Here is a 19,369-nt window from a genome sequence, read left to right on the forward strand (position 1 = left end):
CCTTCCTGGAAGGGAGGGGAGCCAAACTTCCACCATGTATGGATGGTATAGTCAGTACCACCCCGGCGAAGGCATTGGCGCAAATGGGAGACGCGCGAGACGACGGTAGCGCGCCGTTATTCCACCTCCTCGCCCGGACCCCGGACCCCGGCCTCCGCCAGAGGGAGGCGTCCGCCGCAGGGGTCTTTGCTCCAACGGTCGACCTATTCGCTCAGCAAGGGAGACGCGCGACCAAAGGATACCCCCGCCGCCAAATCCGCCCTAAACTCCCCCGATGTCCGCCCCCACGCTTACCACCGCCCGCCTGACGCTGACCGGCCACGTCGCCGCCGACCTGGAGGACTGCGCCGCGATGTGGACCGACCCGCGCGTTTACACGATGATCGGCGGGCAGCCGCGCACCCGCGAGGACGTCTGGATCCGCCTGCTCCGCTCGATCGGCCAATGGACGCTGTTCGGGTACGGCAGCTGGATCGCGCGCGAAACCGCGACCGGTCGGCTGATCGGCGAACTCGGTCTCATCGAGGCGCGCCGCGCGATCGAGCCATCGATCGATTCGCGTTCGGAATTTGGCCCCGAAGTCGGCTGGACCCTTACCGGCGCCGCGCAAGGCCAGGGCTACGCTTCCGAAGCGCTCGCCGCGATCCTCGCCTGGACCGACGCGCGAATCCCTGCGACGACCTGCATCATAGATCCCGCTAACGCCTCTTCGATCCGGCTCGCCGATCGTCTCGGCTACCGCCTGCACACCACCGGCACCTACCGGGACGCGCCGATCCTGATCTTCGACCGCACCGCGCCTTCACTAAATCCCGGGGCTATTGCTGCGCGGTAACCACCGGCTTCTGCACCGAAGCGATCGGCATCGGATCGCCCGCCCGGTCGTAGAACGCCATCAGCACCAGCCCCAGCGCCAGGATGCTGCCAGCGATTACGTAGATCAGCCCCTTATGGTCCTTGCCGGTATCGTGGCCCGTATCCCCGCGTGCGGCGCTGTGGTTTGCCATGCATCACTCTCCGATTGGCAGGTCATCCTGCTCTGAAAGGAAGGCTAACATCTTTCCGCACCCTGCATAGAGCCTATCGCAACCCCAAGAGATCCTCGGGGGATGGGGCCCAAGTCCGCGGAGAGAAAACGGTAGCTACGTGACGTTCGTCCGTGTGTCCGCAAGTGAGCGCTTGCTGCCTGCCAACTAATCCCTGACCCTGATGCAAAGCTTTTGATCCTTGCATCGCACCCATCACGGCGCGCCACCGCAAACCCCATTACCCAACGCGCCGAAATCCCCTATAACACGCTCATGTGGCTCGCCATCCTCCTCTCCGCGATCGCGATGACCGTGATCGTCGGGGTCCGCTATCTCATCGTCTCCGGCGCGTTCGCCGCCGTCACGCGCGCGCGTCATCCGGGGCTCTATCGCGGTCTGCATGCGCAGATGCGGCGCGAAATCTGGTGGAGCATCGCGTCGGCGGCGATCTACGGCGTGCCCGCAGGGGTAGTCGCCTGGGGCTGGCAGAATCGCGGCTGGACGCAGGTCTATAGCGACGTCCATGCCTACCCGCTCTGGTATCTGCCGGTGTCGGTTCTCGCCTACATGGTCGCGCACGACGCCTGGTTCTATTGGACGCATCGCTGGATGCATCGGCCCAAGCCGTTCAAGCTCGCGCATGCGGTCCATCACGCCAGCCGCCCGCCGACCGCGTGGGCCGCGATGGCGTTTCACCCGATCGAGGCCATCACCGGCGCTGTGATAATTCCGCTACTGGTCTTCCTGATTCCGATCCATGTCGGCGCACTGGGTCTGGTACTGACGATCATGACCGTTATGGGGGTAACCAATCACATGGGGTGGGAGGTTTTCCCCCGGTTCATGTGGCGCGGCGCACTGGGGGGCTGGCTGATCACGGCGAGCCATCATCAGCGCCATCACGAACAATACGGGTGCAACTATGGCCTTTATTTCCGCTTTTGGGATCGGCTCTGCGGCACCGACAAAGGACTTGGCGATTTCGCCAAATCGCACGCGAAAGCGGCTGCGCGTGTCGCGGTTGCCACCGGTAGCGGCGGGCGCGCTGGCGTGGCTCACGCTGGCAGCAACGGCACCCGTCACGCGGCTTGACGTAGAGATCGACAATATCCGCTCGGCAAAGGGCGTGATCCGGATCTGCCTGACCGCCGATCCCGACAATTTCCCGGCCTGTGTCGACGACGCCAACGCGCTCACCCGGTCGATCCCCGCCAACGTCCATACCACCAGCTTTCCGGGTCTTCCCCAGCGCGGGTATGCGCTCGCGGTGATCCACGACGAGAACAACAATGCCAAGCTGGATACGCTCGCCGGCATCCCGCGCGAGGGCTATGGCTTCTCGCGCAACGCCGCCGTGCGGTTCGGTCCGCCACGCTTTTCCGCCGCCCGGTTCATGGTTGCCGGTGATGCCGAATTGCAACAGGTGAAAATGCGTTACATCTTCTGACCGATCGTAGCGGACCGAAAAGGGTTTCGCCGCGTTGCGGCGGGGAACCTTTTGTCCGGAGCATTTCCTTGCGCGCACTCACTCTCTTCACGTCTGCCGCAATCGCGGTGCTCGCGATCGCCACGCCCGCGCTCGCTCAGACGGACCCGAACCCGTCGCCGCCGATCACCGACCCGCGCGACAACAACCGCGTCACGGTCGCGCTCGGCGTGGTGTCGATGCCAGACTACGAGGGCGCGGACAGCAATTCCTTCACGCCCGCCGGTGCGTTCGTTGGCACGGTCCGCGGCCATGACTTCTTTCTCCGCGGCACGCAGCTGTACTTCAACCTGATCCCGAACACGGGCGAGGTCGGCACCAATTTCGAACTCGGTGTCATCGGCGGCGTCCGTCGCGATCGCACCGGCGACATCGACAACCGCCAGGTCCGCGCGCTCGGCAAGATCGACACCGCCTACGAACTCGGCGGCTATGTCGGCGTCGCCCGGACCGGCGTCATCACCAGCGATTACGACACGCTCACCGCGCGCGTCGCGTACGTTCACGACGTGTCGGGCACGTACGACAGCTACGTCGTCACGCCGCAGGTGAACTACACCACGCCGCTTTCGGTGCGCACGCTCGTCTCGCTCGGCGTGTCGGCGGATTATGCCGGCAAGGGCTTCGGCCGCACCTATGCGGCGGTGACGCCGATCGGCTCGCTCGCTAGCGGCTTGCGCACCTACGACGTCAACGACAGCGGTTTCCGCCGCGTCAATGCGTCGCTGTTCGTGGTGCAGAGCCTGTCCGGCGATCTCCGCCACGGCTTCGGCGTCGGGGCTGGCGTGCTCTACGGCCGCATGGTCGGCAAGTACAAGGACAGCCCGATCGTCGCCGACGTCGGCGACGCCGACCAGTGGCTCGGCGCGATCGGCCTGACCTACACCTTCTGAGCCAAGCCCTCTGACCCATCGATCCTCCCCCGCAAGGGGGAGGTGGCTGGCCTTGCCAGACGGAGGGGGAGGTAGCGCAAACGCCGGTTCAGTGTCCTCCCCCTCCGTCGCCTACGGCGCCACCTCCCCCTGGCGGGGGAGGATCGTAAGGTAGAGATTCGACGAAAAGCCCCTACCTTGAAGGGAAGGGGAAAGTAGACCGCAAGGCCTCAACCGCCAGCGACTTCCTACCGACGAGAGCCAGCCGGCCACTAAAACTGCCGCGGCCAAAGCGCCCCGAAGCTCCCGCAACGCCAGCCACCGAAGCTCCCGCAAAACCGCCGCGACCCGATCTTCCGAACGCTCCCGCGAATTCGCCCCGAGCGCCTTCGCAAGACCGCCCCGCCGCCGCTTCACCACACCGCCACCCCACCTGAAATTTATTTCACGACATTGCCGTTAATGCTGCGTCCATTTCCCCATTGCGTCCGTTTCTCGAAATGGACGGCAGATTTCTGCCCGCAATAGAGCGCGTTACGAGTCGGGCCTTGGCGACAGGGTGTTACTCTCATCGGTCCGGATTGTTCGATTGTTTTAATAACTCCGACGTCTGCAACAACAAGGGGAGGACCCTGATATGACCGAGAGCGTGCACCTGATCGAAGCCCTCGATGCGCGAGTGGAACGGCGCAGCGAGCGGCGTGAGTTCTTCAAAAATGCGCTTGGCGCCGCTGCGATCACCGCGGCCGGTGCGACCGCCTTGTCGATGTCAAGCGCCGCGGCGGCCCAGTCCGTCACCGATGCGGACGTCCTGAACTTCGCGCTCAACCTCGAATATCTCGAGGCGCAATTCTATTCCTACGCCGCCTATGGCACCGGGCTCGACAACAGCCTGCTCGGCGGCACCGGCACCCAGGGTGCGGTGCGCGGCGGTCGCCAGGTCAATTTCACCGATCCGATAGTCTCGCAATACGCCCGCGAGATCGCGCAGGACGAGATTGCGCATGTCAGGTTCCTCCGCACCGCGCTCGGCACCGCCGCCGTCGCGCAGCCTGTGATCGACGTCAGCGTCTCGCCGACCAGCGCTTTCTCGCTCGCCGCCCAGGCCGCCGGGCTCGTGCCCGCCGGCACCGCGTTCGATCCCTACGCCACCGACGAGGCGTTCCTGCTGGGCGCGTTCATCTTCGAGGACGTCGGCGTGACCGCGTACAAGGGTGCCGCCCCGCTGTTGACCAGCAAGGCGTATCTCGAGGCCGCCGCCGGCCTGCTCGCGGTCGAGGCGTATCACGCCGCGATCGTCCGCACGACGCTGTACGGCAAGGGCATCGCGACGCCATCGCTGCGCACCTCCGCCGATGCCATCTCGCGCGCACGTGACAGCCTCGACGGTGGCGGCGCCAACACGACGATCTTCGGTGCGAACGACATCGATCAGGGCATCTCGTCGTACAGCGCGACGCCGATCAACCTCGCCACCACGCAGGCCGCGGTGACCGTGTCGAACATCGTCCCGCTCGACAGCAACGGCGTCGCCTATAGCCGCTCGGTGAGCCAAGTGCTCAACATCGTCTATCTCAACAATGGTGCGGCATCGGCCGGCGGGTTCTTCCCGAACGGCATGGCCGGCAACATCAGGACGAGCACTGCGGCAGCCTGATCGATCGGCCCGATCATATCGGCCCGATCACCTCAGCCCAGCCCAACGCTCATCTTCGCTATTCAGGGATTAACCCAATGACCGATCTCAATACCAAGCTCGAGATATTCGATGCGATTGCCGCACGCCGTAACGAGCGCCGCGGTTTCCTCCGCTTCGCCGGCGGCTCGGCCCTCGCCATCGGTGGCGCAAGCCTGCTTGCGGCCTGCGGCAACGACGATGAAGATCTCGCCCCCGCTCCCACGCCGACCCCGACCCCCGCCGCCGCCATCAACGATGCGGATATCCTCAACTACGCGCTCAACCTCGAATATCTCGAAGCGCAGTTCTACGCCTTCGCGGCATTCGGCGTCGGGCTGAACGCCAGCCTGCTGACCGGCACCGGTACGCAGGGTGCCGTCACCGGCGGCGCACAGGTACCGTTTCAGGATGCGATCGTCCGCGAATATGCCCGCGAGATCGCGATCGACGAGGTCGCGCACGTCGCGTTCCTGCGTACCGCTCTCGGCACCGCCGCCGTCGCCCAGCCGGCGATCGACATCTCGGTCGGCACGGTCGCCGCGCCGGGTGCGTTCACGGCCGCAGCACGCGCAGCCGGCGTCGTCTCTGCATCGCAGGTGTTCAACCCCTATGCCGACGACAATAGCTTCCTGCTCGGCGCGTACATCTTCGAGGACGTCGGCGTCTCGGCGTACAAGGGCGCAGCGGCGCTTATCGCCAACAAGACCTATCTCGAGGCGGCCGCCGGCATCCTCGCGGCCGAGGCCTATCACGCCGGCCTAATCCGCACGATCCTGTACCGCAAGGGCCTCGATACACCGTCGCTGCGCACCATCGCGGGCCAGATCAGCGACGCGCGCGACAGCCTGGACGGCAGCAGCGACATCGATCAGGGCATCACCGGTACCGATGCGACGATCTCGAACATCGTCCCGACCGACGCCAACGGTCTGGCCTATAGCCGGTCGATCGCGCAGGTGCACAACATCGCCTATCTGACCAATACCGCAAAGATCGGCGGGGGCTTCTTCCCCAACGGGACCAACAACCGCACCGACGCACTTCGGAGCAGCGGCGCCAACGCGTGATCGCCGTCACGGACTGAAACAGAAACCTCGGATCGCGGCGCATTCAGGAGCGCCGCGATCCTTGTTTGGGGAATGACCAATGAAACACTTCACAAAGCTCACTATGCTCGCCGGTCTCGCGACCGCGGGCATTTTTGCCGTTCCCGCCGCCGCGCAGGACATGACCACCGACCGGGACAGCAAGCCGTTCTCGGGCGTCTACATCGGCGCGGCCGGCGGCTACGACGTCCAGCCCAACGATGTCGGCTCGTCGATCCTGTTCGATCGCAACGGCGACGGCAATTTCAACGAAAGCGTCAACACCATCACTGGTGGCAACGCGTTCTCGCCGGGCTTCTGCAACGGTTCCGCGCGCACCGCGGTCGTCGATTTCGGGTGCCGCAACGACGATGACGGCTGGTCCTATTATGGTCGCGCCGGCTTCGACGTGCAGAGCGGCCCGTTCGTGGTCGGCCTGGTCGGCGAATTCGGCAAGTCCGACATCACCGATAGCGTCGCCGGTTTCTCGACCACGCCCGCCAGCTACACGATGGCCCGCAAGCTGAAATGGGAAGCTTCGGCCCGCGTCCGCGCCGGCCTCGCCGCGCGCAACACGCTGTTCTACGCCACCGGCGGCGCCGGCTATGCCAAGATCGACAATCTGTTCTTCACCACCAACACGGCCAACGCGTTCGCGGCCACCGGCTCGAACAAGCGCTGGGGCTATGTCGGCGGCGGCGGCATCGAGCAGAAGCTGACCCGCAACATCTCGATCGGCATGGAATACACCTACCACCAGTACAAGGACGACGACGCCCGCGTTCTTGTCACCGCCGGCACCGCGCTCGCCGGCAGCCCGGTGTTGCTGGCGAACAACCCGTTCGTCCTCGCCCCCAACACCGCCGGCACCACCTTCCGCCGCAGCGATGAGAACTTCCGCTGGCACTCCCTGCGCGGCACCGTGTCGTTTAGATTTTAAGGCATGACGTAACCAATCACTCCGTCACCCCGGACTAGTTCCGGGGTCCACCGCGCCGCAAACTCGACACCCCCGATTGCGCGGCACGGTGGATGCCGGAACAAGCCCGGCATGACGAAGTAATCTTGGCTCTGCCACACTGAAAGGCCGCAGCCCCAAAGCAGGGCGGCGGCCTTTTTTCGTTTGTCCGCACAACCTCAATCCTCCCCCGCCAGGGGGAGGTGGCACCGAAGGTGACGGAGGGGGAGGACGCGCAACAGCAGTTACCCTTACCGCCCCCTCCGTCTGGCAAGCGCCAGCCACCTCCCCCTTGCGGGGGAGGATCGCAAAGGCACCGCCCCCACTCCCGTTCGCCCTGAGCGAAGTCGAAGGGCAGGCCCAAACGCAAACGCCTCGACTGTCCGCACCACCACCAAGTTTGCCATTGCACCCCATCCCAAGCCGCCTATGCTCACCCCACCCCGGGGGAGCGCTGATCCGCGCTTGAGAGGAAGGCTGGAGCCTTCGACCCGCTGAACCTGATCCGGTTGATACCGGCGGAGGGAGGGAGCGGTCGCCACAGAACCGCAATCCTTGCTCCGATACCCTTAGGAGCAAGCGCATGGCCGACATCGAAGCACGCACCCCGACAGCAGACATCGGCGTAACCATCGGCCCGATCCGAGGCTCGCGGAAAATCCACGTCGCGGTCCCCTACAGCCCCGACGTCCGCGTCGCCATGCGCGAGATCGTCCTCGACCCGTCCTGCTCCGAGCCCCCCTTACGCGTCTACGACACCAGCGGCCCCTACACAGACCCCCGCGCGAAAATCGACATCAACGCCGGCCTTCCCCAACTCCGCCGCAGGTGGATCGAGGCTCGCGGTGACGTCGAGAGCTACGACGCGCGTGAAATCCGCCCCGAGGACAATGGGCAGCTTGGCCCGGACCGCTCCGGCGGCGTCCCGCAATTCCCCGGCAGCATCAAGCGGCCCTTGCGTGCGAAGGCAGGCCACAACGTCAGCCAGATGCACTACGCCCGCCGCGGCATCATCACCCCCGAGATGGAATACGTCGCCACCCGAGAAAACCTCGGCTGCGCTATGCTGAAAGACTACAAGCGAGACGGCGAATCCTTCGGCGCCAGCATCCCCGACTTCGTCACCCCGGAATTCGTCCGCGACGAGATCGCCCGCGGCCGCGCGATCATCCCCAACAACATCAACCACCCCGAATCCGAACCGATGGCGATCGGCCGCAACTTCCTGGTCAAGATCAACGCCAACATCGGTAACTCCGCGGTGGCCAGCAACGTCGCCGCCGAAGTCGACAAGCTCGTCTGGTCGATCCGCTGGGGCGCGGACACGGTGATGGACCTCAGCACCGGCCGCAACATCCACGACACCCGCGAATGGATCCTCCGCAATTCGCCGGTCCCGATCGGCACCGTCCCGATCTACCAGGCGCTCGAAAAGGTCGGCGGCGTCGCCGAAGACCTCACCTGGGAGATCTTCCGCGACACGCTCATCGAGCAGGCCGAGCAGGGCGTAGATTACTTCACGATCCACGCCGGCGTCCGCCTCGCCTACATCCCGATGACCGCGAAACGCGTCACCGGCATCGTCTCGCGCGGCGGCTCGATCATGGCGAAATGGTGCCTCAGCCACCACAAGGAGAGCTTCCTCTACGAGCGCTTCGACGAGATCACCGAGATCATGAAGGCGTACGACATCGCCTACAGCCTCGGCGACGGCCTGCGCCCCGGCAGCATCGCCGACGCCAACGACGAAGCGCAGTTCAGCGAACTCTACACGCTAGGCGAACTCACCCACCGCGCGTGGAAGAGCGACGTCCAGGTCATGATCGAAGGCCCCGGCCACGTGCCTATGCACAAGATCAAGGAGAACATGGACAAGCAGCTCGAAGTCTGCGGCGAGGCACCCTTCTATACGTTAGGGCCGCTCACGACGGACATCGCGCCGGGCTACGACCACATCACCAGTGGGATCGGCGCCGCGATGATCGGCTGGTACGGCACCGCGATGCTTTGCTACGTCACGCCGAAGGAGCATCTGGGCTTGCCGGATCGCGACGACGTGAAGGTCGGTGTGGTGACGTACAAGCTGGCCGCGCATGCCGCGGATCTGGCGAAGGGGCATCCCGCGGCGCAGATGCGCGACGATGCGCTGTCACGCGCGCGCTTCGAGTTTCGCTGGCGCGACCAGTTCAACCTGTCGCTCGATCCCGACACGGCGGAATCCTATCACGACCAGACGTTGCCGGCCGAGGGCGCCAAGACCGCGCATTTCTGTTCGATGTGCGGGCCCAAATTCTGCTCGATGAAGATCACGCAGGAGGTCCGCGACTTTGCCGCCAAGCAGAACGCGCCGGCGGATACGTTCCTTGCGGCGGACGTAGATGCGGTTGATGTTGAGCGGGCGATCTTCGCGACCGGCAGCGACGCGGAGAAGGGCATGGCCGACATGAGCGAGAAATTCCGCGCGAAAGGCAGCGAGATCTATCTGCCGGCGGAGTGATCGGAGACTGTGCGATCCTCCCCCGCCAGGGGGAGGTGGCGCGTAGCGACGGAGGGGGAGGACACGGAACTGACGTGGTCGTTTACCTCCCCCTCCGTCTGGCAAGCGCCAGCCACCTCCCCCTGGCGGGGGAGGATCAGTCTTACCGATCAGGTCAGGCTGGCGCGGCCGCCGGCGTGGCGGTCGAGGCGGCCGGCGAGTTCGAGTTCCAATAGCACCGTGTGGACGACGGCGGGGCTCAGGCGCGACTGGCGGATGAGTTCGTCGATCGCGACGGGGACGGGGCCGAGCAGGTCGGTGATCCGGCGCCGGTCGGTATCGGTCGCGTCTTCGGCGGGGGAGCCTGCATAGGCGTCGATCGGCGAACGGACCGAGCGCGGGTCGAACGGGCGGATCTGTTCGAGGATGTCGCCGGCGGACTGCACCAGCGTGGCGCCTTCGCGGATCAGCAGGTTGCAGCCTTGCGCGCGGGGATCGAGCGGGCTGCCGGGGACGGCCATGACTTCGCGGCCGGATTCGTTGGCGAGGCGCGCGGTGATCAGCGAGCCGGATTTGGGGACGGCCTCGACCACCACCGTACCGATCGCGAGGCCGGCGATGATGCGGTTGCGCGAGGGGAAGTTGCGCGCCTTCGGTTCGGTGCCGGGGGGCTGTTCGGCGAGCAGCAGGCCTTCGGTGGCGACGCGCTCCTGGAGCGCGGTGTTGTCGGGCGGGTAGGCGATGTCGATGCCGCTGGCGATGACGCCGATCGTCGCGCCGCTGGAGCCTGCGCCGAGCGCGCCGATGTGTGCGGCGGTGTCGATCCCGCGGGCCAGGCCGGAGACGATGGTCGTACCTTCTTCGGCCAGTTGCAGCGCCAATTGTCTTGCGAAGCGGCACGCGGCGGCGGACGCATTGCGCGCGCCGACCATCGCGATGCAGGGGCGGGTGGCGTGGGTGAGGTCACCGCGGAAGATCAGCGCCGGCGGGGCGGTCTCGATCTCGGCGAGCAGGCGGGGATAGTCGGGGTCGTCGAGGAAGAGATAGCGCGCGCCCAGCTTCGCCGTGGCGGCGATTTCGCGTTCGGCCAGCGCCGCGTCGGCGATCCGGGGGCTGCGTCCGCCGCCGCGTTGGGCGAGCATGGGGAGCGCTTCGATCGCGGCGTCAGCGCTGCCGAAGCGGGCGATGAGCTGGCGATAGGTGACCGGTCCGATCCCGGTCGTGCGGATGAGCCGAAGTCGTAAGACCGTCGGGTCAGTCACTCGTTTTCCGGCTGGAGCCGATTCGTGGTTCGGTCCCCGAGAACAGGCGCTCGACGTTCTCGCGGTGCTTCCACAGCACGATCAGTGCGAGCGCAAGCAGCAGCAGGACGAGGTCGAATCGACCGAACAGCGCGGCAGCAAACGGTGCGCTGAGGGCTGCGGCCATGCCGGCGACCGAGGATATCCGCAGGCCCGCGAGCAGGCCCAGCCAGACGACGGCGTAAACGAGCCCGAGTGGCCAGTAGAGCGCGACGACGATTCCCATCAACGTGGCGACGCCCTTGCCGCCCTTGAACTTCAGCCAGATGGGGTAGCAATGGCCGATGAACGCACCGGCGGCTGCGAGCAGGGCGTTACCGGGGAACAGGTGTGCGACCAGCAGCACGGCGACTGCGCCCTTGGCCATGTCGAGCAGCAGCGTGGCGGCGGCGAGGCCCTTCCGCCCGGTGCGCAATACGTTGGTAGCGCCGATGTTGCCCGAGCCGATCGTCCGCAGATCGCCTGCACCGCCGGCGCGCGTGAGGATGACGCCGAACGGGATCGAGCCGAGCAGGTAGCTGAGCACGAGCGATAGCGTGGGCGCGACCCAGAGAATTTCCGTCTGCAAGTATGTCCCCCGTTCCGAGGGCGCTTATAAACGACGCGGGGCGGACGGCAAATGGCGTCGAGCGGGTGCCGACCTCACAGCACCCTCCGTCATCCTGACGAAAGTCAGGACCCAGAGCCACGGAGGACAACGCTTGTAACCCTGGGTCCTGACTTTCGTCAGGATGACGGGGGGAAGGCTCTGGTTTGCCTAAGGCGTTCCGTCCTAAGGCGCATGGATGGACACGCGCCCCATTCTGTTCTTCGATTCCGGTGTCGGCGGGTTGTCGATCGTCGGTCCGGCGCGCGCCGCACTTCCGGATGCGCCGTTCGTCTACGCCGCCGACTCGGCCGGGTTTCCCTACGGCACGAAGAGCGAGGTCGAGATCGCCGCCCGCGTGCCGGTGTTGCTGGGCCGGCTGGCGGAGCGGTATCGGCCGCGGTTGATCGTGATCGCGTGCAACACCGCGTCGACGATCGCGCTGCCAGTGGTGCGCGCTGCGCTCGACTTGCCGGTGGTCGGGACGGTGCCGGCGATCAAGCCCGCTGCCGCGCTGTCGGTCATGCGGACGATCGGCGTGCTGGGGACCGAGGCAACCGTGCGGCAGGCGTATGTCGATGATCTGGCGGCGCGGTTCGCGGGCGATTGCACGGTGCTGCGCTACGGCTCGGCGGCATTGGTCGAGATGGCGGAGGCCAAGCTGCACGGGCGGGCGGTGGCGCCGGAGCGTTATGCGGCGGTGCTCGACGGGCTGTTTTCACAACCCGGCGGCGATCGGATCGATGTGATCGTCAACGCCTGCACGCACTTCCCGCTGGTCGAGGCAGAGTTGGCTGCGGCGGCGCCCGGGGTGCGGTTCGTCGATGGCGGTCCCGGAATCGCGCGGCGGATCGTTCACCTGATGCAGGGCGAATCATGGTCGGGAGCGGGCGAGGGTGTCGCGGTCTTCACTAGGTTGGGGGAAGACGAACATGCGCTAGGACCCGCCTTGGCAGCACGTGGGTTCACCACGATCGAGCAGCTTTAGGCGTCAACCTGGGACAATGTGGCATCTTGCTTCGGGCGCGCATCGTGGCAATGTGCTGCCAGGACGAGGAAAGCGATCACCGTAAGAGCGGTATTACGCTGGAACTGAGTGAAAGTGAGGCGTAGTGCCCAAGGCCATGATTATCGACGGCAAAACGGCAACGGACGGCATTAGTGGTCCGCGAGTCGATTATTCGCGCGTGTTCACGCAGGCGATCGACCGGTTGCATGCCGAGGGCCGTTACCGCGTGTTCATCGACATCCTTCGTAACAAGGGCGCATTTCCTAACGCGCGCTGCTTCGCCGGGCATAACGGGCCGAAGCCGATCACGGTGTGGTGCTCGAACGATTACCTTGCGATGGGCCAGCACCCGAAGGTCATCGCGGCGATGGAAGAGGCGCTGCACGACGTCGGCGCGGGCTCGGGCGGCACGCGCAACATCGGCGGCAACACGCATTACCATGTCGACCTGGAGGGCGAGCTCGCCGACCTGCACGGCAAGGAAGCGGCGCTGCTGTTTACGAGCGGGTACGTCTCGAACGAGGCGACCTTGGCGACCTTGGCGAAGGTGCTGCCGGGGTGCATCATCTTTTCGGACGAACTGAACCACGCGTCGATGATCGCAGGCATCCGTAACTCGGGCTGCGAGAAGCGGGTATTCCGCCACAACGACCTCGCGCATCTCGAAGAACTTCTCGCGGCCGAAGATCCGGCGGCACCGAAGCTTATCGCGTTCGAGAGCGTGTATTCGATGGAGGGCGACATTGCGCCGATCTCCGCGGTGTGCGATCTCGCCGACCGGTACAACGCGCTGACCTATTGCGACGAAGTCCATGCGGTCGGGATGTACGGCGCGCGTGGCGGCGGCATTTCCGAGCGGGACGAGGTCGCGCACCGGATCACGATCCTCGAGGGGACGCTGGGCAAGGCGTTCGGCGTGATGGGGGGCTATATCGCCGCCGATCGCACGATCGTCGATGTGATCCGGTCCTACGCACCGGGGTTCATCTTCACGACCTCGCTGTCGCCGGTGCTGGTCGCGGGCGTTCTCGCGAGCGTGCGGCATCTGAAGGCATCCAGCGTCGAGCGCGAGGGGCAGCAGGCGTCGGCGGCGATGCTGAAGGCGATGCTGAAGGACGCCGGGCTGCCGGTGATGATCGGCGATACGCATATCGTGCCGCTGATGGTCGGCGATCCGGTCAAGGCGAAGAAGATCAGCGACGTGCTGCTCGCCGAATACGGCGTGTACGTGCAGCCGATCAACTACCCGACCGTGCCGCGCGGCACCGAGCGGCTGCGGTTCACGCCGGGCCCTGCGCATACCGAGGCGATGATGCGCGAACTGACCGACGCGCTGGTGGAGATCTGGAGCCGGCTGGATCTGCGCAACGCTGCCTGAGGCTGGTCCCGCCCAGGCGGGGCAGCGATAGTTAGTCGATCGTGATGGTGCCGTCGGTGCCGGGGACGTCGAGGGCTTCGCCAAAGCCAACCGAATGGAAGCGCGTATAATCGCCTTCCACAGGTTTGGCGTAAACGTGGACCACGGATCTGCTGCCATCGACGACCCAGTAATGCGGAATGCCGCCGCGCGCATAAGCGAAGCGCTTCATCGTGGTGTCGCGCGCAACCGACGTTTCCGCGACTTCGACGACGAGCAGGAAGTCGGCGGCGAGTAACAGGCGGTTTTCTTCAACCGATGTACGTAGAACTGCGACGTCGCAACCAAGCACCGTATCGTTACCCAGATCGACGCCGGCCTCGCCAACGATTCTCGACTCAGCAAATAGGCGCGACAGGCGAATGGCAATCTTGGCCTGGCGCGACGCGTGCGCAAACTGGGGCGGGTTCATCCGGACGAGTTCCCCTTCGACCAGTTCGACCTTCATGTCGTCGAACGCGCCGGACTCACCCATCCTCAGGAACTCGGCGGTGGTGAAACGCGCCATTTCCTGCCGATCGGTGCGGATACTCGCGGCGGATGTATTCATGACCGATGCGTACCATGAATCGAGCCAACCAGCGAATCGTGCGGCGTGGCCTTAAAGCGCGGCGGCGAGCATCGTCAGGACGCCGAGGCCGAGCGACAAGGGCACGCGCAAGGCCATCCAGCCGGGCGGAGCGAGGCCGGCGCGGACCAGCGCGCGGTCGACAAGCAATGCACCGATCAAGCTGATACCGAGCACCACCAGCGACGGGCCGGGCCAGCGGAGGCCGACCATCCAGGGCCAGGCGGTGACCAGCGCGATCAGCGAGGGCGCGACGCCGGCGAACCAGAGCCAGCGGGGCGGTGAATCGGTGCGCGCGGCGAGGCCCCACCAGAGGCCGCCGAGGAAGCTCAGGATGATCGCGGCATAGGCGTAGGTGATCGCCAGCGCGGAATAGCGACTTTGCGGATCGCCGCTCAGCAGCAGCGCGACTGCCCCGAGTTGCGGGAGCAGGCCACTCAATCCCAGCAGGCGCGCGATCGGCGGGATGCCGCCGGTCGCGGCAGGTCGCGTGGTCATCAGACGGGCATCAGACGCGGGCGACCACGCCGGTCGCGACGACCGGGCCGGTCGGCAAGCCGGTCGGCGAGCCGCCAATCGGTTCGACCGAGATGGCGAGCGTAGCGCCGGTGGCTATGCGACCGCGGTCGACACCCCTTGGTGCCAGTACGGTCGGCTGGCCCGACAGCAGGCCGAGCGAATGCGGCACGCCGTCACCGCCGATCACCCAGAGCTCTGCGACTCGAGCCTGCGGGACGCCGGGGCCCGCCGCGACCCGGAGCGCGCCGTTGGCAGGATCGTAGATCGCCGCGATCGGCGACTTCGCATCGCCCAGCATCGCAACGAGCACGCTGGTCGGTCGCGGGACCGGAATCGGTTGCGACACCGGTACGGTCGGCTCAGGACGGAGCATGACGAACAGCAGCAGGCACGCCGCGATCGCGCTGGTGAAGGCGGTTAGCGCGGGCCACGGGAAGCGGCTGGCCTTGGCGGGTGTCGTCGTGCCGATCGCCGCGCCGTCCAGACTGGCTTCGATCCGCTCGGCGATATGCGAGGGCGGGGCGCGTTCGGGCCACAGGTCGAACAGCGCTGCCAGGCGCGACCGCCACCATTCGACCTGTGCGGCAAAACCGGGTTCGGCAAGTACGCGACGCAGAGCCACGCTCCGCTCTTCGCCTTCGAGCAGCCCGAGCGCGAGTTCGGCGGCCGCCACATCTTGGGGCACGCCAGTATCGGTGGTCGAATCAGCCATCGAGACAGTCCTTCAGGCGCGCGAGACCGCGGCGGACCCAGCTCTTCATCGTGCCCAGCGGCACGGCGCGCTTGATCGCCAGTTCGGCGTAGGTGACGCCGTCGAAGAACGCGGTGCGGATCGCGTCGCGCTGTTGGGGTTCGAGACCGTCGAGGCATTCGATCAGTTCGCGTGACGATTCGCTGGCAAGCAACGTCGCCTCGGCACCCTCGCCGGGATCGGCGATGTCAGGTGCGTCGTCGAGCGGGCTGGTGCGGCGGACGCCCTGCGCGCGCTGCCAGTCGATGGCGCGGTTGCGCGCGATCGTCGCCAACCAGGTTATCGGGCTCGCGCGGCCGGGTTCCCAGGCACCGGCGCGTTTCCAGATCGTGAGATAGACCTCGTGCAGCACATCCTCCGCGGCTTGGGCGTTGCCACAGATACGGTGGGTGATGCCGAAAAGCTTCGCGCTGGTCAGCGTATAGAGTTCGCGAAATGCCTCGCGATCCTCCTGGCCGGTACGCAGCAGCACTTCGGAGAGGTGTGCGCGGGCGGCGTCTGCGTTCAGATGTGCGGTTGTCACGACGGCGAACCTAGCGGCTAAGTCGGTCGCGGCAATAGCCTTCGCCGGGCTTTACGGTGAGGCAGTCGGATTTGCCGGACAGATATTTGAGCCCGGTCGCATCGCCGTCGGTCGGGCGGAGGGTTTCGGGAATGTCGTTGCGGATGAACGTGATGGTTCTGCCGTTCGCGGTGCCGTCGAATGTGCCCTTGTGGTCGAGGTCCCATTGCATCGTGAGGTCGTAGTGACCAGGTGCGCCGGCATGGGCGATATCGAGGACCATGCCCTCCACGCCGACCCATCGGCCGGCATAGTCGCGCGGTGCCGGTGCGGACACGGTGGCGTTTCGCTCGACCGACCCTGCCGACGTCATGTTGCCGTCGCTGCTGGTGTCGGGGGCGGGGCCCGAGCAGGCGGCGAGCGCTACGGTTGCGAGCAGAGTGAGGGCTTTCATGGACGTCTCCTTCACGGTCGGCGTTCAGCGTGGATGCCGACCTTAGCGCGTCATCCTGACGAAAGTCAGGACCCAGAGCCACGGGTAATGCGCTATGTTACTCTGCGTCCTGACAATCGTCAGGATGACGAAGCCGCTGCGAACAGGTGTGGCAAATCCCGGCTCACGCCGGTATGGGGCTGGGCACCCGATCTCCCGTCACAGGAACACGCCAGGTGCGCATCGCCATCGCGTCCGATCACGCCGCCGTTTCGTTGAAAGCGGTACTTGCCGCTTGGCTGCGCGAGGCGGGGCACGATGTGCTCGATCTCGGTCCCGAAGGCTCCGCCAGCGTCGACTACCCCGATTATGGTTACAAGCTCGCTTCGGCGATCGCCGATGGTCGCGCGGAACGCGGCATCGCGCTGTGCGGCTCCGGGATCGGCATCTCGATCGCCGCCAACCGCAACCCCGCCTGCCGCTGCGCGCTCGTCTCCGAACCGCTGTCGGCGAGCCTAGCGCGCGTGCATAACGACGCCAACGCCATCGCGATGGGCGCGCGCCTGATCGGCGAGGAAATGGCCAAGGCGTGCGTCGAAGCGTTTCTGACCGCCGATTTTGCCGGCGGCCGTCATCAACTCCGTGTCGACAAGTTAAAGGTCCCCGCATGAGCACCCAGCCCGAAACCCTCCAGCGCGAACTCCACGACGTCCAGCCGGACGGCTTTTTCACGCGCACTCTCGCCGATGCGGATGCCGCCGTGTTCGCCGGCGTCGAGGCCGAACTCGAACGTGAGCAGACACAGATCGAGCTGATCGCGTCCGAGAACATCGTCTCGAAGGCGGTGCTCGAGGCGCAGGGCTCGGTGTTCACGAACAAGTACGCCGAGGGCTATCCGGGCAAGCGTTACTACCAGGGCTGCGCGCCGTCGGACGTTGTCGAGACACTCGCGATCGAGCGGGCCAAGCAGATCTTCGGCTGCGGGTTCGTCAACGTGCAGCCGCATTCGGGCGCACAGGCGAACGGCGCGGTGATGCTCGCGCTGGTCAAGCCGGGCGACACGATCCTCGGCATGAGCCTCGATGCGGGCGGTCACCTGACGCATGGCGCCAAGCCGGCGATGTCGGGCAAGTGGTTCAACGCCATTCAGTACGGTGTCGACGCGACCACGCACCTGATCGACTACGACCAGGTCGAGGCGCTCGCGGTCGAGCACCAGCCCAAACTGATCATCGCGGGCGGCTCGGCCTATCCGCGGACGATCGACTTCGCGCGCTTCCGGGCGATCGCGGACAAGGTCGGCGCGTATTTCATGGTCGACATGGCGCATTTCGCCGGGATCGTCGCAGCCGGCCTGCACCCGACGCCGTTCGGCCACGCGCATGTTGTGACGACGACCACGCACAAGACGCTGCGGGGCCCGCGCGGCGGCATGATCATGACCAACGACGAGGCGCTGGCGAAGAAGTTCAACTCGGCGGTGTTCCCGGGGCTTCAGGGCGGGCCGCTGATGCACGTGATCGCGGCGAAGGCGGTCGCATTCGGCGAGGCGCTGCAGCCCGACTTCAAGAGCTACATCGCGGCGGTCGTCGAAAATGCCAAGGTGCTGGCGGCGACGCTGAAGGAGCGCGGCTCGGACGTCGTCTCGGGCGGCACCGACACGCATCTCGCGCTGATCGACCTTACGCCGCTCGGTATCACCGGACGCGATGCGGACGAGGCGCTGGAGCGGGCGGGGATCACCTGCAACAAGAACGGCATCCCCAACGATCCGCTGCCACCCGTCAAGACCAGCGGCATCCGCGTCGGTTCGCCCGCGGGGACGACGCGTGGGTTCGGCCCGGCGGAGTTCCGCGAGATCGGCAACATGGTCGCCGACGTGCTGGACGGCCTTGCGAAAAAGGGCGAGCATGGGGACCCGGAAGTCGAGGCGGACGTTCGGACCCGCGTGCGGGCCCTGTGTGCACGCTTCCCGATCTATCAAGGATAAGACATGTCGAAGATCGATGACATCCAGAACGACATCAAGGCGACCCCCGGCCTCGGCAAGAGCATGGCCAAGTGGAGCGCACTCGGCGCGGTCGTGGCGATCCCGGTGCCGGTGATCGGCCCGATCTTCGGCGCGCTCGCGGGCGCGGGCTACGCCTATTACAAGGGCAAGAAGAAGGTCTGAATGCGCTGCCCCTTCTGCGGACATGAAGACAGCCAGGTAAAGGACAGCCGCCCCACCGAAGATGGGGCGGCGATCCGACGCCGGCGCCAGTGCGAGGGGTGCGCCGCGCGTTTCACGACGTTCGAGCGTATCCAGTTGCGCGAGCTGTTCGTGTTGAAGAGTGAGGGGCGCAGGGAGCCGTTCGACCGGGAGAAGCTGCTGCGGTCGTTGTCGATTGCGATGCGGAAGCGAGCGATCGAGGCCGGGCGGATCGAGAAACTCGTGAGCGGGATCCAGCGTCGGCTGGAGACGCTGGGGGAGAATGATGTCACGTCGAAGCGGATCGGCGAGATGGTGATGGACGGGCTCAAGGGGCTCGATTCGGTCGCGTATATCCGGTTTGCGAGTGTGTATCGGGATTTTAGCGAGGCTAAGGACTTCGAGGCTTTTGCCGGGAGTGTCGAGGAGGTTGGGCGGGCGGAGTGATCTGGGGCTGTCCTTCGATACACGCTCTCGACTTCGCTCGATCGCTACTCGGGACGAACGGA

The 19,369-nt window shown here is 65.9% G+C and carries 22 protein-coding genes and 1 riboswitch; of the genes, 14 read left to right on the plus strand and 8 right to left on the minus strand.

Annotation, left to right across the window (positions count from 1 at the left end; genetic code table 11):
* Positions 1–274: 274 nt before the first annotated feature.
* Positions 275–835 (plus strand): GNAT family N-acetyltransferase, encoded by a 561-nt coding sequence (locus U1737_RS12910; RefSeq protein WP_332797041.1) that lies wholly within the window; start codon positions 275–277, stop codon positions 833–835.
* Here the strand turns inward: U1737_RS12910 and U1737_RS12915 are convergent.
* Positions 819–1,007, minus strand: a complete 189-nt coding sequence (locus tag U1737_RS12915; RefSeq protein WP_248523875.1) for a hypothetical protein — start codon at positions 1,005–1,007, stop codon at positions 819–821. The two genes, U1737_RS12910 and U1737_RS12915, sit on opposite strands and share 17 nt — an antisense overlap.
* A gap of 294 nt (positions 1,008–1,301) precedes the next feature.
* Here U1737_RS12915 and U1737_RS12920 point away from each other — a divergent pair, with 294 nt between their 5' ends.
* The 7 genes from U1737_RS12920 to thiC all read left to right on the plus strand — a co-directional run bounded on the left by U1737_RS12920 (position 1,302) and on the right by thiC (position 9,604).
* Entirely contained in the window at positions 1,302–2,120 is an 819-nt protein-coding gene (locus tag U1737_RS12920; RefSeq protein ID WP_332797042.1) for a sterol desaturase family protein, read from the plus strand.
* Entirely contained in the window at positions 2,041–2,475 is a 435-nt protein-coding gene (locus U1737_RS12925; protein ID WP_332797043.1) for a DUF2141 domain-containing protein, read from the plus strand. Before U1737_RS12920 ends, U1737_RS12925 begins: the two co-directional genes overlap by 80 nt.
* Positions 2,476–2,543: 68 nt before the next feature.
* On the plus strand, positions 2,544–3,407 hold the full coding sequence (locus tag U1737_RS12930) for a MipA/OmpV family protein (protein ID WP_248523879.1): 864 nt from the start codon (positions 2,544–2,546) through the stop codon (positions 3,405–3,407).
* A gap of 616 nt (positions 3,408–4,023) precedes the next feature.
* Entirely contained in the window at positions 4,024–5,043 is a 1,020-nt protein-coding gene (locus U1737_RS12935; protein ID WP_248523881.1) for a ferritin-like domain-containing protein, read from the plus strand.
* A gap of 77 nt (positions 5,044–5,120) precedes the next feature.
* The gene (locus U1737_RS12940) at positions 5,121–6,131 is read left to right on the plus strand and encodes a ferritin-like domain-containing protein (RefSeq protein WP_248523882.1); all 1,011 of its coding nucleotides are present in this window, start codon (positions 5,121–5,123) and stop codon (positions 6,129–6,131) included.
* Between the two features lie 79 nt (positions 6,132–6,210).
* Complete coding sequence (locus U1737_RS12945) at positions 6,211–7,089, plus strand: outer membrane protein (RefSeq protein ID WP_332797044.1); 879 nt, start codon at positions 6,211–6,213, stop codon at positions 7,087–7,089.
* 452 nt (positions 7,090–7,541) lie between these two features.
* Positions 7,542–7,651, plus strand: a riboswitch (TPP riboswitch).
* 39 nt (positions 7,652–7,690) lie between these two features.
* Positions 7,691–9,604, plus strand: a complete 1,914-nt coding sequence (gene thiC / locus U1737_RS12950) for a phosphomethylpyrimidine synthase ThiC (RefSeq protein ID WP_332797045.1) — start codon at positions 7,691–7,693, stop codon at positions 9,602–9,604.
* A gap of 149 nt (positions 9,605–9,753) precedes the next feature.
* On the opposite strand, the gene dprA is transcribed toward thiC, so the two are convergent.
* Positions 9,754–10,845: a DNA-processing protein DprA gene (dprA, locus tag U1737_RS12955; protein WP_332797046.1), complete on the minus strand. Its 1,092-nt coding sequence runs from the start codon at positions 10,843–10,845 to the stop codon at positions 9,754–9,756.
* Positions 10,838–11,452, minus strand: a complete 615-nt coding sequence (gene plsY / locus U1737_RS12960) for a glycerol-3-phosphate 1-O-acyltransferase PlsY (RefSeq protein ID WP_332797047.1) — start codon at positions 11,450–11,452, stop codon at positions 10,838–10,840. Before plsY ends, dprA begins: the two co-directional genes overlap by 8 nt.
* A 217-nt stretch (positions 11,453–11,669) precedes the next feature.
* Here plsY and murI point away from each other — a divergent pair, with 217 nt between their 5' ends.
* A complete protein-coding gene (gene murI, locus U1737_RS12965) occupies positions 11,670–12,458 on the plus strand; it encodes a glutamate racemase (RefSeq protein ID WP_248523891.1) in 789 nt (262 codons plus the stop codon).
* Positions 12,459–12,594: 136 nt separating this feature from the next.
* A complete protein-coding gene (hemA, locus tag U1737_RS12970; protein ID WP_332797100.1) occupies positions 12,595–13,857 on the plus strand; it encodes a 5-aminolevulinate synthase in 1,263 nt (420 codons plus the stop codon).
* A gap of 31 nt (positions 13,858–13,888) precedes the next feature.
* Here hemA and U1737_RS12975 read toward each other — a convergent pair whose 3' ends face one another.
* From U1737_RS12975 to U1737_RS12995, 5 genes are read right to left on the minus strand one after another with little or no spacing between them, the layout of a single operon-like run.
* Complete coding sequence (locus tag U1737_RS12975) at positions 13,889–14,446, minus strand: Uma2 family endonuclease (RefSeq protein ID WP_332797048.1); 558 nt, start codon at positions 14,444–14,446, stop codon at positions 13,889–13,891.
* 51 nt (positions 14,447–14,497) lie between these two features.
* Positions 14,498–14,962, minus strand: coding sequence for a DUF3429 domain-containing protein (locus U1737_RS12980; RefSeq protein ID WP_332797049.1), 465 nt, complete (start codon positions 14,960–14,962; stop codon positions 14,498–14,500).
* Positions 14,963–14,972: 10 nt separating this feature from the next.
* The gene (locus tag U1737_RS12985; RefSeq protein ID WP_332797050.1) at positions 14,973–15,695 is read right to left on the minus strand and encodes an anti-sigma factor; all 723 of its coding nucleotides are present in this window, start codon (positions 15,693–15,695) and stop codon (positions 14,973–14,975) included.
* Positions 15,688–16,257, minus strand: a complete 570-nt coding sequence (locus U1737_RS12990; RefSeq protein ID WP_332797051.1) for a sigma-70 family RNA polymerase sigma factor — start codon at positions 16,255–16,257, stop codon at positions 15,688–15,690. The genes U1737_RS12985 and U1737_RS12990 overlap by 8 nt, the downstream gene beginning before the upstream one ends.
* Before the next feature lie 10 nt (positions 16,258–16,267).
* A complete protein-coding gene (locus tag U1737_RS12995) occupies positions 16,268–16,690 on the minus strand; it encodes a hypothetical protein (protein ID WP_332797052.1) in 423 nt (140 codons plus the stop codon).
* A 215-nt stretch (positions 16,691–16,905) separates the two neighbouring features.
* Between U1737_RS12995 and rpiB the strand changes: the two genes are divergently transcribed.
* Genes rpiB through nrdR form a run of 4 tightly spaced genes read left to right on the plus strand, consistent with a single transcriptional unit; the run spans position 16,906 to position 19,307 of the window.
* Complete coding sequence (gene rpiB / locus U1737_RS13000; protein WP_332797053.1) at positions 16,906–17,340, plus strand: ribose 5-phosphate isomerase B; 435 nt, start codon at positions 16,906–16,908, stop codon at positions 17,338–17,340.
* Positions 17,337–18,659 (plus strand): serine hydroxymethyltransferase, encoded by a 1,323-nt coding sequence (gene glyA / locus U1737_RS13005; RefSeq protein ID WP_248523905.1) that lies wholly within the window; start codon positions 17,337–17,339, stop codon positions 18,657–18,659. The genes rpiB and glyA overlap by 4 nt, the downstream gene beginning before the upstream one ends.
* 3 nt (positions 18,660–18,662) lie before the next feature.
* The gene (locus U1737_RS13010) at positions 18,663–18,842 is read left to right on the plus strand and encodes a hypothetical protein (protein ID WP_031394946.1); all 180 of its coding nucleotides are present in this window, start codon (positions 18,663–18,665) and stop codon (positions 18,840–18,842) included.
* Complete coding sequence (gene nrdR / locus U1737_RS13015; RefSeq protein WP_248523907.1) at positions 18,843–19,307, plus strand: transcriptional regulator NrdR; 465 nt, start codon at positions 18,843–18,845, stop codon at positions 19,305–19,307.
* The last annotated feature ends 62 nt before the right edge of the window (positions 19,308–19,369 follow it).

The organism is Sphingomonas fucosidasi (assembly GCF_036663855.1).
GTDB lineage: Bacteria > Pseudomonadota > Alphaproteobacteria > Sphingomonadales > Sphingomonadaceae > Sphingomonas > Sphingomonas faeni_B.